Annotated in this window: 10 protein-coding genes; all 10 read left to right on the top strand. The window is 66.8% G+C overall.

From position 1 onward, the window contains the following. Positions 1–44: 44 nt before the first annotated feature. The 10 genes from FHY06_RS17515 (at position 45) to tssH (ending at position 12,853) form a co-directional block, all read left to right on the top strand. Entirely contained in the window at positions 45–1,226 is a 1,182-nt protein-coding gene (locus tag FHY06_RS17515) for a fumarylacetoacetate hydrolase family protein (protein WP_184605895.1), read from the top strand. Between the two features lie 152 nt (positions 1,227–1,378). Further along, on the top strand, positions 1,379–2,476 hold the full coding sequence (tssA, locus tag FHY06_RS17510; protein WP_184605894.1) for a type VI secretion system protein TssA: 1,098 nt from the start codon (positions 1,379–1,381) through the stop codon (positions 2,474–2,476). Positions 2,477–2,557: 81 nt separating this feature from the next. Then, entirely contained in the window at positions 2,558–3,127 is a 570-nt protein-coding gene (gene tssB / locus FHY06_RS17505) for a type VI secretion system contractile sheath small subunit (protein ID WP_019658416.1), read from the top strand. A gap of 30 nt (positions 3,128–3,157) precedes the next feature. Further along, complete coding sequence (gene tssC / locus FHY06_RS17500; RefSeq protein ID WP_019658415.1) at positions 3,158–4,666, top strand: type VI secretion system contractile sheath large subunit; 1,509 nt, start codon at positions 3,158–3,160, stop codon at positions 4,664–4,666. Positions 4,667–4,715: 49 nt separating this feature from the next. Further along, a complete protein-coding gene (locus FHY06_RS17495) occupies positions 4,716–5,198 on the top strand; it encodes an Hcp family type VI secretion system effector (RefSeq protein WP_019658414.1) in 483 nt (160 codons plus the stop codon). A gap of 134 nt (positions 5,199–5,332) precedes the next feature. Then, positions 5,333–6,193 carry a type VI secretion system accessory protein TagJ gene (locus FHY06_RS17490; RefSeq protein WP_184605893.1) on the top strand — a complete coding sequence of 287 codons (861 nt, stop codon included), beginning with the start codon at positions 5,333–5,335 and terminating at the stop codon, positions 6,191–6,193. 11 nt (positions 6,194–6,204) lie between these two features. Then, on the top strand, positions 6,205–6,732 hold the full coding sequence (gene tssE / locus FHY06_RS17485; RefSeq protein WP_020723435.1) for a type VI secretion system baseplate subunit TssE: 528 nt from the start codon (positions 6,205–6,207) through the stop codon (positions 6,730–6,732). Between the two features lie 121 nt (positions 6,733–6,853). Continuing rightward, positions 6,854–8,725, top strand: coding sequence for a type VI secretion system baseplate subunit TssF (gene tssF, locus FHY06_RS17480; protein ID WP_184605892.1), 1,872 nt, complete (start codon positions 6,854–6,856; stop codon positions 8,723–8,725). Further along, entirely contained in the window at positions 8,722–9,969 is a 1,248-nt protein-coding gene (gene tssG / locus FHY06_RS17475) for a type VI secretion system baseplate subunit TssG (RefSeq protein ID WP_184605891.1), read from the top strand. Before tssF ends, tssG begins: the two co-directional genes overlap by 4 nt. Before the next feature lie 124 nt (positions 9,970–10,093). Further along, positions 10,094–12,853, top strand: coding sequence for a type VI secretion system ATPase TssH (tssH, locus tag FHY06_RS17470; RefSeq protein ID WP_184605890.1), 2,760 nt, complete (start codon positions 10,094–10,096; stop codon positions 12,851–12,853). Positions 12,854–12,874 lie beyond the last annotated feature (21 nt).

The raw sequence follows: 12,874 nt of genomic DNA, 5'->3' as shown, positions 1-12,874 counted from the left end.
ACGATTCGACGTAGCAGCCACATTCACCACGGAGACAACCCGCCATGCCGCTCGATCTTTCCACCACTTCCAGCCTGCCCCGCGACGCCGAACGCGCCACTCTTGTCGGGCGCCTCTGGCAGCCCGGTGTCGGCCCCGTGCTGGTGGCCGTTCACGAAGGTGGCCTGCACGACCTGTCGGAGCTCGCGCCCACCATGAGCGATCTGCTCGAAGGCAAGGAGGCGCCCGCACAGGCCGTCCGCCGTGCATTGCAAGCCGCACCCCGCATCGCATCGCTCGAAGAAGCCCTTGCCAACAGCGACGAGACTGCGCGCGATGCGAGCAGGCCTTGGCTTCTCGCGCCCTGCGACCTGCAGGCCATCAAGGCCAGCGGGGTCACATTCGTTGCAAGCCTGCTCGAGCGCGTGATCGAGGAACAGGCGCGAGGCGATGCGTCGAAGGCGGAAGCCACGCGCGCGGCCATCGGCAGCGTGCTCGGCGAAAACCTCGCGGACATCGTGCCCGGCTCGCCCGAGGCCATGAAGGTCAAGGAAGTGCTGATCGCGCAGGGCGCGTGGTCGCAGTACCTCGAGGTCGGCATCGGACCGGACGCGGAGATCTTCACCAAGGCACCGGTGCTGTCGGCCGTCGGCACCGGCGCGGATATCGGCATTCATCCGGGCTCGGTGTGGAACAACCCCGAGCCGGAGGTGGTGCTCGCCGTCAACAGCCGCGGCGAAACCTGGGGCGCGGCGCTGGGCAACGATGTCAACCTTCGTGACTTCGAAGGCCGCAGCGCGCTGCTGCTCGGCAAGGCGAAGGACAACAACGCATCCTGCGCGATCGGTCCGTTCATCCGCCTCTTCGACGAGCACTTCGGCATCGCCGACGTGCGGCGCATCACCGTCGAACTGGAAGTGACGGGGCCGGAGGGCTTCACGCTCGAGGGATCGAGTTCGCTGTCGAAGATCAGCCGCGATCCGCTCGACCTCGTGGCCCAAACAGTAGGAAAAAATCACGGTTACCCCGACGGATTCATGTTGTTTCTCGGAACGATGTTCGCGCCGACACAAGATCGTCATGGGCCGGGACAAGGATTCACCCATGTCGTGGGAGACCGCGTGCGCATTGCCGCACCGGAACTCGGTGCGCTGGTGAATCGCGTGGTACACGCGGACAAGGCGCCGATGTGGACTTTTGGTATCAGTGCGTTGATGCGCAATTTGGCCGCTCGCGATTTGCTTTGAACGACGTGTAGTCGTTCTGTTTGAATTTCAAAAGAGGTTGTACTTCTTAGTAATTCATACGCGTCGTGTTGCAATCTGTTGCTGTTGACCGCATCACTTGTTCCCCTCAAGATTGCTGTTGTTAGGAAACGTTTGAACAAGGGGAGCAGAGGTTGGCGCAGACCGAGATCGATCTATTGCAGGAGCCTGTAGAAGGCCCGCTACCTTGCGGTGAAGACCTGGAGTACGACCCCGATTTCATGGCGTTGCACCAGGCGACAGCGGGCAAGCGCGAGCAGCAGTTCGGCTCGACGATCATTCCCGCCGAACCTCCCGACTGGGCCCGCGTGGAGCGTATCGCGAAGCAGCTTTGCACGCGGACGCGCGACCTGCGCGTGCTGGTGCCTCTCACGCTGGCCTGGACCGAGAACCGCGGCCTGCCCGGTTATGTGGAAGGCCTGCAGCTCGTCGACGTTGTGCTTCAGAAATTCTGGGACGACGTGCATCCGCGCGTTGTCGACGACGGCTTCGAGGATCCTCTGCCACGCATGAATGCGCTGGCCGCACTGGCCGAAGCCGAGGGACTCGGACGCAGCGTGCGCGACGCGCGCCTGCTCGATGAAAGCGGCGCATCGATGACCCTGCGCCAGGTCGAGGCCCTGCTCGATTCGAGCAAGACCGACCATCAGATCGACTACCCGGGCGGTATCGGCCGGCTGAAGGATGCAGTGCGGCGCGCGCAGGAAAAGGCGGCACCGCCGGTGGTGGCGTTGCGCGCGGCACTGGAGCTGCTGCAGCGCATCCGTGAGACCTGCGAGCGCGCGCTCGGCCAGAGCTGGGCGCCCGACTTCTCGCGTCTCGAGCGTTCGCTGCGCACCGTGGCGCAGCTGCTGCCGGAGCAGCCGCAGACACCGACGGCGGCAGCCGGCGAAGCTCCTGTGGCCGCCGATGTGCAGCACGGGGGAGTGAGCGCGGCAGTGGCGAACGGCGCTGTGGGCGGTACTGCAGCAAATAGCGGTACCGGCCTACGTCAAGTACTTATTAAGGATATTGAAATATCGAGCCGTGAAGATGTGCAGGTATTGCTCGAGAAGGCTTGCCAGTTCATGGAGCGCACGGAGCCCAGCCATCCGGCGCCCATGCTCATACGCAGAGCGCAGCGGCTGATGGAGCTCAACTTCTTCCAGATCATCGAAGAACTCGTGCCAGAGGGATTGCAAAAGATAGAAAGCCTTGCAGGACGTCCGTTGAACGGGAGCAGCGCGGAGTAACGAGGCGAAGGCCGTTGCGGGCCTCGCGAGCCGGCCGGCCCGGGTCGCGCCCACACGCATTACAGATTCAAGAGGAAGCTTATGGCAGACAACCGTGTCAGAAACAGTGGTCAGAAGTTCATTGCGCGCAATCGCGCACCGCGTGTGCAGATCGAGTACGACGTCGAGATCTACGGCAGCGAGCGCAAGATCCAGCTGCCCTTCGTGATGGGCGTCATCGCCGATCTCGCGGGCAAGCAGGTCGACCCCATGCCCGATCTCGCCGAGCGCGAGTTCATGCCCGTGGACATCGACAACTTCGACGACCGCATGAAGGCCATCAAGCCGCGCGTCGCCTTCCAGGTGCCCAACACGCTCACCGGCGACGGGCAGATGAACGTGGACATCACGTTCGAGAGCATGGACGACTTCTCGCCCGCGCGCATCGCTCGTCAGGTCGGTGCGCTGCAGCAGCTGCTCGAGGCGCGCACCGAGCTGTCGAACCTGCTTTCGTACATGGACGGCAAGAACGGTGCCGAACAGCTGATCGCGCAGGCACTGCAGAACCCCGCACTCCTGAAGTCGCTGGCTTCGGCGCCCAACCCGGCCGTTGCCAAGGCGGTGGAAGCCGCGAATGAAAAGGCCGGCAATCCCGGTACGTCTTCCGAGTAAGCGCGAGCAGCAGCAAGGACCGCCATCATCATGAGCACCGCACCGAAACAGACCACCGCGCGCGCACCGGCCTCCGTCGAGACGCTGGAGCCGAACGAGTTCTCGAACCTGCTGCAGCGCGAGTTCAAGCCCAAGACCGACCAGGCCCGAGAGGCGGTGGAGAACGCCGTCAAGACGCTGGCCGTGCAGGCGCTGGAGAGCACCGTCACCGTCTCCAACGATGCCTATCGCACCGTTCAGGCCATCATCACCGAGATCGACCGCAAGCTCTCCGAGCAGATCAACCAGATCCTGCATCACGAGGAGTTCCAGCAGCTCGAAGGCGCATGGCGCGGGCTGCACTATCTGGTCAACAACACCGAGACCGACGAACAGCTCAAGATCCGCGTGATGTGCGCATCGAAGCGCGAGGTCGCGCGCTCGCTCAAGCGCCACAAGGGCATCGGCTGGGACCAGAGCCCGCTGTTCAAGAAGATCTACGAAGCCGAGTACGGCCAGTTCGGTGGCGAGCCCTTCGGCGCGCTGATCGGCGACTTCCACTTCGACCACAGCCCGCCCGACGTCGAGATGCTGGGCGAGATGGCCAAGATCGCCGCGGCGGCGCACTGCCCGTTCATCGCGGGCGCATCGCCCACGGTGATGCAGATGGACTCGTGGCAGGAACTGTCGAATCCGCGCGACCTGACCAAGATCTTCCAGAACACCGAGCACACCGCGTGGCGTTCGCTGCGTGATTCGGAAGACGCGCGCTACATCGGCCTGGCCATGCCGCGTTTCCTCGCGCGTCTGCCCTACGGCGCGCGCACCAACCCGGTCGACGAGTTCGAGTTCGAGGAGGAGACCGATTCGGCGGCGCACAACCGCTACACCTGGGCCAACTCGGCCTACGCGATGGGCGTGAACATCAACCGCTCGTTCAAGCAGTACGGCTGGTGCACCTCGATCCGCGGCGTCGAATCGGGCGGCGCGGTCGAGAACCTGCCCACGCACACCTTCCCGACCGACGACGGCGGCGTGGACATGAAGTGCCCGACCGAGATCGCGATCAGCGACCGCCGCGAGGCCGAGCTCGCCAAGAACGGCTTCATGCCGCTGGTGCACCGCAAGAACTCCGACTTCGCGGCCTTCATCGGCGCGCAGTCGCTCCAGTTGCCGGCCGAGTACTACGACGCCGACGCCACGGCCAACGCGAACTTGGCGGCACGCCTGCCGTACCTGTTCGCATGCTGCCGCTTTGCGCACTACCTGAAGTGCATCGTGCGGGACAAGATCGGTTCGTTCCGCGAGCGCGAGGACATGGAGCGCTGGCTCAACGACTGGATCATGAACTACGTCGACGGCAGCCCTGGCACCTCTTCGCAGGACACCAAGGCGATGAAGCCGCTGGCGGCGGCGGAAGTCCAGGTGGAAGCCATCGAGGACAACCCCGGCTACTACGCCGCCAAGTTTTTTCTCCGGCCGCACTATCAGCTCGAAGGGCTGACGGTGTCGTTGCGGCTGGTTTCGAAGCTGCCATCCAACAAGAAGGACAGCAGCTAATTCAACGGCGTTCCGGAATCGGGCGCAAATAACTCTGGGGGTTTAAATCATGGCAGTAGACATGTTCATGCGCGTTGAAGGCGCGAACGGCGAATCGAAGGACTCGAACCACAAGGAGTGGACGGACATCAAGTCGTTTGCGTGGGGTGCAACGCAGCCTGGAAACATGGTCAGCGGTGGCGGCGGCGGCGTCGGCAAGGCCAGCTTCAACGACCTGCAGGTGCTGGCGCGCATCGACAAGGCGGCACCGTCGGTGCTGAAGAACTGCGCGAGCGGCAAGCACCTGAGCAAGGTGGAAGTGTCGGTGTGCAAGGCCGGCGGCTCGCAGATCGAATACACCCGCGTCACGCTCGAGGAAGTGCTGGTCACCTCGGTGCAGTACACGGCCGAGCAGGGCTCGGACGCCGTGTTCGTGCAATACGCCTTCCAGGCCGCCAAGGTGAAGCAGCAGTACTGGGAACAGACCGACAAGGGCGGCAAGGGCGCCGAGACGGTTCTGGCCTGGAATATCAAGGAAAACAAGGAAGCCTGATTTCCTTTTCCCGATGCGCGGCCGGCCTCTCGGGCCGGCCGCGACGTTTTTCCCGACGGCCGCCACGGCCGTCCTTCGCACAGCGGCCTTCTCGACGATCGCGCCGCGTGCCAGCCAGTCAGCGAGGAAGCTTCATGGGTGATGGGTTTGCAGTACTGGGCGATCGCTCAGTGGCCGAGCACACCGAATGGGTACAGCGGCAGATCCGCTCCAATCCCCAGAACGCAGGCCTGCGCCTGGCCTTGTGCCACTTCCTGGCATTGCGTGGAGAGTGGCAGCGGGCCGAAGACCAGCTCAAGCTCGCCACCAAGCTCGATCCCACCTTCACGCCCGCCAGCGTCACGTGCTCGATGGCGCTTTCGGGCGAACGCCATCGCAGCGACTTCTGGTCGGGCGGACGTGCGCCGGCCATCGTCGGCGGCAACGCCGAATGGGTCGAGCAGCTGATTGCAGCGGCCACGCTGCCGGCCGATCGCGCCGAAGAGGCTGCGGCACTGCGCGAGAGCGCGCGGCAGGCCGCACCCGCGCTGCACGGCAAGATCATCAGCGTGGACCGCACCGATTCCCGCGCCGTGCAGGCGCTCGATGGCGAGCCGGTGCAGAACAGCGAGTTCGACTGGCTCTGCGACGGCGACGTACGCATCGGCCCCGTGTTCGAACTGCTCACGCCTTCCGGCTATGCCTGGCTGCCGCTGACGCAGGTGCGCCGCGCCAAGTTCTCGCGGCCGCAGCATCTGGTCGACCTGCTATGGGCTCCCACCGAATTCGAGCTGCATGACGGTCGCGCGCTCAATGGCCTGGTGCCCGTGCGCTACCCGGGCCGGCTGGAAGGCCTCGACGACGAGGCCGCACTGGGCCGCCGCACCGACTGGCTGCCCCTGGCCGGCGAAGAACAGTACGCGGGCCTGGGCCAGCGCACCCTGATCAGCGAGGCAGGCGACCATTCGCTGCTCGACCTGCGGCTGATCGAGTTCTCGCGAGAGGGCGCCGCCTGATGAGTGCAATGATGGACGCCGACGGCGACCAGCAGGAAAGCGTCGCACGCGACCGCCTGCAGCCGGTGCTGCTGGACCGCCTCACCGACAAGGCGCCGCAGGTCCGTCAGGAGCGCGCGGGTTCCTTCCTCATGAGCGGCAGGCTGCTGCGCGACTCGGTGCTGCGCGACCTGCAGTGGCTGCTCAACACCACCAACTTCGGCGCGGACCACGACATCAACACCATGCCCCGCGCGCGTCGCTCGGTCGTGAACTTCGGCGTTCGCGGCTGGGCCGGCGGGCGCATGTCGGAGGTCGACTTCGCGGACGTCGAAGCGGCCATCCGCGCAGCCATCATCGACTTCGAGCCGCGCATCATGAAGGACAGCATCGACGTCCGCTGCGTGACCGACGCCACCGAGCTCGAACACCACAACCTGCTCGCGCTGGAGATCCGCGGCACGCTGTGGTCGGTGCCGTACCCCATCGAATTCATCCTGCGTTCCGAGCTCGACCTGGAAAGCGGGCACATGGTGCTGCGGCCGACGGGAGGACTCTGATGACGGAATTCTCTTGCCGTGGAACACCGCGGAACCGGCTTTGCCGGGCCGCGGGTGTTGCCCCCTGCAAGGGGGTTGGCGAAGCGACACGAAGTGCGCGAAGCCTGGGGGTTAGCCTCTGATGGATGCCCGGCTTCTCGACTACTACAACCGCGAGCTCACCTACATGCACGAGCTCGGGGCCGAGTTCGCGCAGCGCTATCCGAAGATCGCGGGGCGCCTGGGCATGCGCGGCATCGAGGTCAGCGACCCCTACGTGGAGCGGCTGCTCGAAGGCTTCAGCTTTCTCACCGCGCGCATCCAGCTCAAGATGGATGCCGAGTTCCCGCGCTTCTCGCAGCGCCTGCTCGAAGTGGTGTACCCCAACTTCCTCGCGCCGCTGCCCGCCATGGCCGTGGTTCAGATCGACGGCAACCTCAACGAAGGGTCGCTGAAGGCAGGCTACGAGCTGCCGCGTCACACCATCCTGCGCGGGCGCATGATCAAGGGCGAACAGACGGCCTGCGAATTCCGCACCGGCCATGCCGTCACGCTGTGGCCGATCCGCATCGCCGAAGCCGGCATCGGCCCGGTGCCTGCCGAGATCGCGCATGCGATGCCCGCGGTGGCGCGGCAGGCGAAGAGCGCCGTCACCATCAAGCTGGAAGCGGTGGGCGGCGCGCGCTTCGCCGACATGCCGCTGGACCGGCTCGAATTCTTCCTTTCCGGCGCCGAGCTGCATGCCCTGCGCGTGCTCGAACTCGCGGTGCACCACAGCGTCGGCGTGGTGTGCCGAAGCGGTCCTGGCACGGCGGCGCGGATCGTGCCGCTGGGCGACGAAGCCATCAGGCACGAGGGCTTCGAGCCCGACCAGTCGCTGCTGCCCTACGACGCGCGCTCGTTCCAGGGCTACCGCCTGCTGCACGAGTACTTCGCCTTCCCCGACCGCTACCTGTTCTTCAGCATCAACAAGATGCGCGCGGCGGCAGCGGCGATGAGCGGCACCACGATGGAGATCGTGATCCTGCTCGACCGTGCCGATGCCGACCTCGAGCGGCTGGTGGACGCCAAGCACTTCTCGCTGTTCTGCACGCCCATCATCAACCTCGTGCCGCGCCGCAGCGACCGCATTCCGGTGGGACCGGGCCAGCACGAGCACCATGCGGTGATCGACCGCACGCGGCCGCGCGACTTCGAGATCTTCACCGTCGAGCGCGTCACCGGCCACATGGCCAACGGCTCCGAGGAGCGCGAGTTCAGGCCCTTCCTCGGCTCCTTCGCGGCCGACGACGGCGACTTCGGCGCTTACTTCTCGCTGCGCCGCGAGCCGCGCCTCGTGTCCGACCGGGCGCGCGCCCAGGGCACGCGCACCAGCTACACCGGCAGCGAGATCTACGTGTCGCTCGTCGACCAGCACGACGCGCCGTTCCCGCACAGCCTGCGCCACATCACGCTCGACGCGCTGTGCACCAACCGCGACCTGCCGCTGCTGCTGCCGACGGGGCTCGAATCGGACTTCACGCTGCGCGTGTCCGCGCCCGTGCGCTCCATCCGCATCCTGCGCGGGCCTTCGCGGCCGTACCCCGCGCTGGCCGAAGGCGCGCTCACGTGGCGCCTCATCAGCCATCTCGGCCTCAACTACCTGAGCCTCACCGACGTCGATCCCGCACAGGGCGCGGCAGCGCTGCGCGAGATGCTCGACCTGTACGGCAACCTCGCCGATCCCGCGGTGCGACGCCAGATACAGGGCGTGCGCTCGATGGCGCTGGCGCCGGTGTTCCGTCGCCTGCCCGAGCCCGGGCCGATCGTGTTCGGGCGCGGCGTGGAGATCGCGCTCAAGATCGACGAGGTCGCATTCTCGGGCGCGAGCCCGTATCTCTTCGGCGCGGTGCTCGAGCAGTTCTTCAGCCGCCATGTGTCGCTCAATGCGTTCACCGAATTCGCGTTGACCAGCCTTCAGCGCGGCGAGATCGCGCGCTGGACTCCGCGCGTGGGACGCCGCCCCGCCGTATGAGCGACATCGGCATCACCGACGCGGTGCAGCAGCACCAGGAGCCGCAGGAGGCCGTGCCGGCCGAGCTTGCGCAGGGCGAGGTGATGCACACGGTGGAGGCCGCCGACCGTGAAGAAGCCGTGCCGCCTGCTGCGCGCGTCGGCTCGGCGCCTGCCCGCGGCATCGAACAGGCCGATCCGGTGCTCTGGGCCAGGCTGCTCGAGCAACCCTTCGAGCACGACCTCTTCATGCTGCTGCGCCGCCTCGACGCGCAGGACGACCACCCGCTGCTGGGCCGCGCGCCGCGCCCGACCGACGAGCCGCTGCGCCTCGGACAGGAACCCTCGATGGCCTTCGCGCCCTCGAACGTGTCGGGCGTCGAGGCCGCCGGCGACGGGCCGCCGCGCATCTCGATCTACGGCTTCGGCCTGTTCGGCCCCAACGGCCCGCTGCCGCTGCACCTGACGGAGTACGCGCGCGAGCGCAAGCGGCACCACGCCGACAACACCATCAGCGCGTTCGCCGACCTGTTCCATCATCGGCTCATCCTGCTGTTCTACCGGGCCTGGGCCGACGCGCAGTCGGTCAACAGCCTCGACCGCACCGACGGCCATCGCTTCGTGGACTACGTCGCCAGCCTCATGAACATGGGGCAGCCCGGCCTCAAGGGGCGTGACCGCATCGCCGACCATGCGCGCACCTTCATGGCGGGCCACCTCGTGCGCCAGACGCGCAACCCCGAGGGGCTGATCCAGATCCTGCGGCTGTACTTCGACGTGCCAGTGCGCGTCGACGAGTTCGTGAGCGACTGGGTGATGATCGACGAGCGCCAGGTCAGCCGCATCGGCCAGCTCGGGCGCAACCACAGGCTCGGCGGCGGCGCCACCATCGGCCTGGCGGTGCGCGACGCTCAAAGCAAGTTCCGCCTCGAGCTCGGGCCGCTCTCGCAGGAGCAGTACCGCGAGTTCCTTCCTGGCAGCAAGCGGCTGCAGCAGGTGGTCGACTGGGTGCGGCAGTACGTCGGCATCGAGTTCGCCTGGGAGCTGCGGCTGGTGCTCAGGAAAGAGGATGCGCACGGCATGCGGCTCAACAGCAACCAGCGACTGGGCTGGGGCAGCTGGCTGGGCACGCGCATGTCCGACACCGACGCCGGCGACATGCTGTTCCAGCCCGAGGCACTGTTTTCCCGTTCCGCATCGGCGGCTTCTTCCGATGCATCCCTTACCCGGTCTTCCGCGACCTCGCGCGAGACGCCCACGACATGACCACCTCACGGTCTTTTCGGGAAGCACCGTGGAGCCGGCTCTGCCGGGCCACCGGTGTTGCCCCCCGCAAGGGGGGCGGCGTAGCGACACGAAGTGCGCGAAGACTGGGGGTTAGCTTAGTTCCATGACCGACATCCGCCGCGTCTCTCTGTTCTCCAAGTTGAATCCGATGCTCTACAAGGCATTGGAGACCGCCACCGCCTTCGCCAAGCTGCGCGGCAATGCCTACGTCGAGCTGGTGCACTGGCTCCATCAGATCCTGCAGCAGCAGGACAGCGACTTGCTGCGCATCATCAAGCGCGCGGGGCTGAACCTCGATGCCGTCGAGCAGGACCTCGTGCGCGCCCTCGACAGGCTGCCGCACGGCGCCACCTCGATCAGCGACATCTCGGAGCACGTCGACAACGCCGTCGAGCGCGCATGGGTCTATGCGAGCCTGCGCTTCGAGGCCACCTCGATCCGCGGCGCCTATTTGCTGGCGGGCATCATCAAGACGCCGGGGCTGCGGCAGGTGCTCTCTGGCATCTCGCGGGAGTTCGACAAGATCGTGCCCGACGTGCTGGTGGCGCAGCTGGCCCCGTGGACCGAGGGATCGCCCGAGGACGACTTCGACGCCGCCGAGGCCAGCACAGCAGGCGGCGCACCGGCCGTGGCGCATCACCAGGGCGACGGCCCCGCGGCCGGCGGCTCGGCGCTCGCCAAGTACGCGAGCGACCTCACCGCCAAGGCGCGCGCGGGCGAGCTCGATCCGGTCTACGGCCGCGACGACGAGATCCGCCAGATCATCGACATCCTCATGCGCCGCCGCCAGAACAACCCGCTGCTGACCGGCGAGGCCGGCGTCGGCAAGACGGCGGTGGTCGAAGGCCTGGCTTCGCGCCTCGCCGCGGGCGATGTGCCGCCTTCGCTGAAGGACGTGTCGCTGTGGGTGCTCGACCCCACGCTGCTGCAGGCCGGCGCGGGCGTGAAGGGCGAGTTCGAACAGCGGCTGCGGCAGGTGATCGACGAAGTCGAGAAGAGTCCGAAGCCGATCGTGCTCTTCGTCGACGAGGTGCACACGCTGGTCGGTGCGGGCGGCCAGGCCGGCACCGGCGACGCGGCCAACCTGCTCAAGCCTGCGCTTGCACGCGGTCGGCTGCGCACCATCGGCGCGACCACCTGGTCGGAGTACAAGAAGTACATCGAGAAGGACCCGGCGCTCACGCGGCGCTTCCAGACCATCCAGGTGCACGAGCCCACCGAGCCCAAGGCGGTGCTGATGCTGCGCGGCATCTCGGCCGAGCTCGAGAAGCACCACGGCGTGCTCATCCTCGACGCCGCGCTCGAGGCGGCCGTCAGCCTGTCGCACCGCTACATCCCCGCGCGCCAGCTGCCCGACAAGGCCGTGAGCCTGCTCGACACCGCATGCGCGCGCGTCGCGCTGAGCCAGCATGCACTGCCGGCTGCCATCGAAGATCTCCAGCGCCGCATCGAGGTGCTCGGTATCGAATCGGGCATCGCGGAGCGCGAGGCTGCGATCGGCGTGGGCGAGCCGCAGCGCGTCGAAGACATCGCGGCGCAGGTCGCGCAGGCGAAGGCAGAGCTCGAGGTGCTCGAGAAGCGGCGCGTGGAAGAAAGCGCGCTGGTCGAGCGCATCGTCGCGCTGCGCAAGCAGCTTTCGCCGGCAGCGGTGCCCCAGGCGCAGACGCAGGCCGGGGCATCGGAAGCCGAGGACGCTGACGCAACGGCGAACGTCGAAGTCGACGTCGACGTCGATCCCGACGCACCTTCCGCCGAACCCCAGCGCACGCCCGACGAGATCCGCGCCGAACTCAACGAGGCACAGGACAAGCTCTCGCAGCTGCAGGGCGAATCGCCGCTCATCCTCGCGGCCGTCGACGCACAGGCCGTCGCCACTGTGGTGGCCGACTGGACCGGCATTCCCATCGGCCGGATGGTTCGCGACGACGCGCAGTCGGTGCTCAGGCTCGGCGAGATCCTCTCGGCGCGCGTGGTCGCGCAGCCCGATGCGCTGGAGACCATCTCGCGCCGCATCCGCACCGCGCGCGCGCGGCTGGACAACCCCAACAAGCCCGTCGGCGTGTTCCTGCTCTGCGGTCCTTCGGGCGTGGGCAAGACCGAGACGGCGCTGGCGCTGTCCGAGGCGCTGTACGGCGGCGAGCAGAACCTCGTCACCATCAACATGAGCGAGTTCCAGGAGTCGCACACCGTCTCGACGCTCAAGGGCGCTCCGCCCGGCTACGTGGGCTACGGCGAAGGCGGCGTGCTGACCGAGGCCGTGCGCCGCCGGCCCTACAGCGTGGTGCTGCTCGACGAGATCGAGAAGGCGCACACCGACGTGCACGAGATCTTCTTCCAGGTCTTCGACAAGGGCTGGATGGAAGACGGCGAAGGCCGCCACATCGACTTCCGCAACACCGTGATCATCATGACCTCCAACGTCGGCACCGACCTGGTCATGCAGCTGTGCGAAGACCCGACCCTGCGCCCCGACCCCGAACCGCTGGCCGCCGCGTTGCGCGAACCGCTGCTGAAGGTGTTCGCGCCCGCGCTGCTGGGCCGGCTGGTTGTAGTGCCTTATTACCCGTTGCACGCGGAGGCGTTGCACCGCATCATCCGACTGCAGCTCGATCGCATCGCGACGCGCCTGCAGGCGAACCACGGCATCGCGCTGGCCTACGACGACAGCGCCGTCGAACTCGTCGCACGCCGCTGCACCGCCATCGAATCGGGCGGCCGGATGATCGACGCGATCCTCACGCACACGATCCTTCCGAGGCTGAGCGAGGAAGTCATCGGGGCCACGGTCAGTGCGCGCAAGCTTGCGGGCGTGCAGCTCAGCGCCGCGGACGACGACTTCCGCTACGAGTTTTCCGAAGCGTAAAAAAATAGAAGGAGACAACCC

The organism is Variovorax atrisoli, from assembly GCF_014195185.1.
In the GTDB taxonomy this organism is placed as follows: domain Bacteria; phylum Pseudomonadota; class Gammaproteobacteria; order Burkholderiales; family Burkholderiaceae_C; genus Variovorax; species Variovorax atrisoli.
The sequence above is the reverse complement of the archived record's forward strand: the minus strand, read 5'-3'. Positions and strand labels throughout refer to the sequence as shown.

What these genes read in the sequence shown, in the direction of transcription:
- FHY06_RS17515 (WP_184605895.1), top strand. Translation starts at nt 45, where the DNA reads ATGCCGCTCGATCTTTCCACCACTTCCAGCCTGCCCCGCGACGCCGAA.
- tssB (WP_019658416.1), top strand. Translation starts at nt 2,558, where the DNA reads ATGGCAGACAACCGTGTCAGAAACAGTGGTCAGAAGTTCATTGCGCGC.
- FHY06_RS17495 (WP_019658414.1), top strand. Translation starts at nt 4,716, where the DNA reads ATGGCAGTAGACATGTTCATGCGCGTTGAAGGCGCGAACGGCGAATCG.
- FHY06_RS17490 (WP_184605893.1), top strand. Translation starts at nt 5,333, where the DNA reads ATGGGTGATGGGTTTGCAGTACTGGGCGATCGCTCAGTGGCCGAGCAC.
- tssE (WP_020723435.1), top strand. Translation starts at nt 6,205, where the DNA reads ATGGACGCCGACGGCGACCAGCAGGAAAGCGTCGCACGCGACCGCCTG.
- tssH (WP_184605890.1), top strand. Translation starts at nt 10,094, where the DNA reads ATGACCGACATCCGCCGCGTCTCTCTGTTCTCCAAGTTGAATCCGATG.
- tssF (WP_184605892.1), top strand. Translation starts at nt 6,854, where the DNA reads ATGGATGCCCGGCTTCTCGACTACTACAACCGCGAGCTCACCTACATG.
- tssC (WP_019658415.1), top strand. Translation starts at nt 3,158, where the DNA reads ATGAGCACCGCACCGAAACAGACCACCGCGCGCGCACCGGCCTCCGTC.
- tssG (WP_184605891.1), top strand. Translation starts at nt 8,722, where the DNA reads ATGAGCGACATCGGCATCACCGACGCGGTGCAGCAGCACCAGGAGCCG.